Source organism: Cryomorphaceae bacterium, from assembly GCA_007695365.1.
Classification (GTDB): Bacteria; Bacteroidota; Bacteroidia; order Flavobacteriales_D; family SKUL01; genus SKUL01.
Genome location: REDV01000103.1, coordinates 1 through 3,035 on the forward strand (window position 1 = coordinate 1; position 3,035 = coordinate 3,035).

At 49.2% G+C, this 3,035-nt stretch carries 3 protein-coding genes; 2 read left to right on the forward strand and 1 reads right to left on the reverse strand.

Annotated elements, in window-relative coordinates; translation table 11 throughout:
* Window positions 1–1,392, forward strand: a 1,392-nt coding sequence (locus EA392_11190; protein ID TVR38055.1) for a hypothetical protein, incomplete at its 5' end; no start/stop codon positions are given.
* A complete protein-coding gene (locus EA392_11195) occupies window positions 1,389–2,198 on the forward strand; it encodes a hypothetical protein (GenBank protein ID TVR38056.1) in 810 nt (269 codons plus the stop codon). The genes EA392_11190 and EA392_11195, both read left to right, overlap by 4 nt.
* Before the next feature lie 219 nt (window positions 2,199–2,417).
* On the opposite strand, the gene EA392_11200 is transcribed toward EA392_11195, so the two are convergent.
* Window positions 2,418–2,966: a transposase gene (locus EA392_11200; protein ID TVR38057.1), complete on the reverse strand. Its 549-nt coding sequence runs from the start codon at window positions 2,964–2,966 to the stop codon at window positions 2,418–2,420.
* Window positions 2,967–3,035 lie beyond the last annotated feature (69 nt).

Consider the following 3,035-nt stretch of genomic DNA (forward strand, 5'->3'; position numbering starts at 1 on the left):
TGGGGCAAGCAATTCGGCTATGGTGAAATCAGCAGCAGGGAAGAGTTTCGCGAACGGGTGCCGCTGCAGAGCTATGAAAGTTTGCAGCCTTGGATTGAGCGCATCATGAAAGGCGAGCAAAACCTCTTATGGCCGTCGGAAATTAGTTGGTTTGCGAAATCATCGGGCACTACCGCGGCGCGCAGCAAGTATTTGCCCGTAAGCCGCGAGTCTATTGAAGATTGCCACCTCAAAGGCGGTAAAGACCTCGCTGCATGCTACTACCACAACAACCCCGACGCAGCGCCTTACAGCGGTAAAACCCTTTCCATGGGCGGCAGCGCGTTTCCCAACCCCTACCGCAACGACGATTCGTACACCGGCGATTTGTCGGCCATTATTCTCAAAAACCTTCCCATTTGGGCCGAGTTCAAACGCATTCCCGACAGAAGCACCGCGCTGATGGAAAACTGGGAAGAAAAGATTGAACGCATCGCTCAACTCACCATGCGCGAAGATGTGAGCACCATGATTGGCGTTCCGTCGTGGACGCTGGTCTTGCTCAAGCGCATTCTGGAAATCACCGGAAAAACCGACATCCGCGAAGTGTGGCCCAATCTCGAGTTGTTTATGCACGGCGGAGTGAGTTTCAAGCCGTATGAAACGCAATACAAGCAGCTCATCAGCGGCAACATGCACTACTACCAGAGCTACAATGCGTCGGAAGGTTACTTTGGCATTCAAGACCGAAACAATGTGGAGGATATGCTCCTCACGCTGGATTACGGCATTTACTATGAGTTTATTCCCATGGAAGAGTGGGACAAAGAGCATCCTCGCACGCTCACCCTTGAGGAGGTGACCACCGGAGTACAATACGCGTTGGTGATCTCCACCAACTCCGGTTTGTGGCGTTACAAAATCGGCGATACGATTAAATTCACCAGCGTGGCGCCCTACCGCATGGTGGTTAGCGGGCGTACCAAGCATTTTATCAATGCCTTTGGCGAAGAGCTGATCATTGAAAATGCCGAGGAAGGTTTGCGTGCGGCGTGCGAAGCCACCGGTGCAGCCATAGCAGAATTTACAGCGGGGCCCATTTACATGAGCAATGGTGGAGCCAGCGGACACGAATGGCTCATTGAGTTTGAGCGTCCACCAGCAGACCTTGGGCAATTTGTGGACGTGCTGGATACCAGATTGCGCCAGGTAAACTCTGATTACGACGCCAAGCGAAGCAACGACTTGAGCATTGCCCGACCCGTGTTGCACGTGGCGGCAAGGGGCACCTTTTACAACTGGCTGAAGCGAAACAACAAACTTGGAGGCCAGCATAAAATACCAAGGCTCAGCAACGACCGCCGTTTTCTGGACGAAATTCTGGAACAGCATTTGGTAAACCCGCAAGCATGAAGCACCTGATTTTTGCGCTATTGATTGCATCCTTTGGAACAGCCTGGGGGCAATCCAACTGGGAGGAAACCGGCTACGAACTGCTCTCCACCACCGAAAAAAGCCACGACCTGATGTGGGCAGATAACCTGCAAAACTTTTACCTCATTCGCGACAGCGGGCTCGAGATGTACCAGCCCGGAGGCAAGATGCTATTCAAAAACAGCCAGATGAACCTCGGAAACATCACCACGGCCGATTTTAATTTTTCGCTCAAACCGATGCTTTTTTTCCGGGAATTAAACAGCATCGTTATTCTCGACAACACCCTGAGCATGCAGGGAAACCCCACCAAGTTAAGCAATAAACACCTCAACTGGGTTACAGCCGCCTGCAAATCCATTGACAACCACTACTGGTTTTTTGACATGCAGAATTTTGAGCTGGTGCGCACCGATATGTCATTCCGAAGGGTGCGCTCTTCGGGGAATGTATCGCAACTGGTGGGTTTTGATATCAACCCCACCTTTATGGTGGAGCACAACAATTGGCTGTACGTCAACAACCCCGAAACGGGTATTTTGGTGTTTGATATTTTCGGCACGTACTTCAAGCAGATTCCCATTTCCGGACTCGATTATTTTCAGGTTACCGATCAGTTTATTCTGTACCTGAGAGACAACCAACTGCGCCAGTACAATCTGAGAACTTTTCAGGAAGCCGTGATAGACCTCCCCCACCCCAACCTGAAAAATGCTTTGGTGGTAAAGAATATGCTGTTTTTATCGGACGGCAAGCAGGTGTGGGTGTATAGGAGAAGGGGGTGATGAGACGATTGGCCGATTGGCCGATTAGACAATTAGACAATGGGGACCAGGCATGGTTACGAATTCTGAAAAGGAAGAAAGCAAAAACCCCCGCCGTACCCGCGAAGCTCTGCTTCGTGGGGCATTTAATCCAGTAAGCTCTGCTTACCTTCACAAACCTTCTGTTTTAATCCCCCTGTCTCGCGCAAGCATTAGCGCAGCGGTGCTTGTGTGAAAGTCTCATTCGATTAACCTGATATCCAACAGCCCTTTTTCTGCGGCGTAATCGCGCGCGCTGCTATAAACATAATCCTCCGGACGGCTGACAAATCCCGCCACCACCGGGTTATTGTGAATGTAATCTAGCTTTTGATTGAGAATGTAGTTATCCCATAGCTCAATAGGGTGATTGTCTTGCTGCCAGAACTGAAATGACTTGTTATTACTGTTTTTCTTTCCCGCCCGTTCCATCAGCCAAAGCATCCAATCTTTTCTGCTTTCCTGGATATTGTTTTTGATTTCTTTCTTCAACTCTCTTGAAGTATGACTCTTAAAATCCCGCATGATGTTCTCGAGCTTTTCCTGGTGTGTTCCAATGATTAAATGAACATGACTTGTCATTATGCACCAGGCATATACATCCAGGCCTTTTTGATTCTGACAGAAACTCAAACTGTCGAGGAGAATATCCTTGTATTCGTTTCTTACAAAGACATCTATCCAATAAACTACCGCGAAGCTTACAAAGTATAACTGGTTTTGATCACGAAATTTGTACCGAACGCTCATGTTTTGAATTTACGAATTTTTGGTTTCGGCACACAAGCACCGCTGCGCTAATGCTTGCGCGAGAGGGGG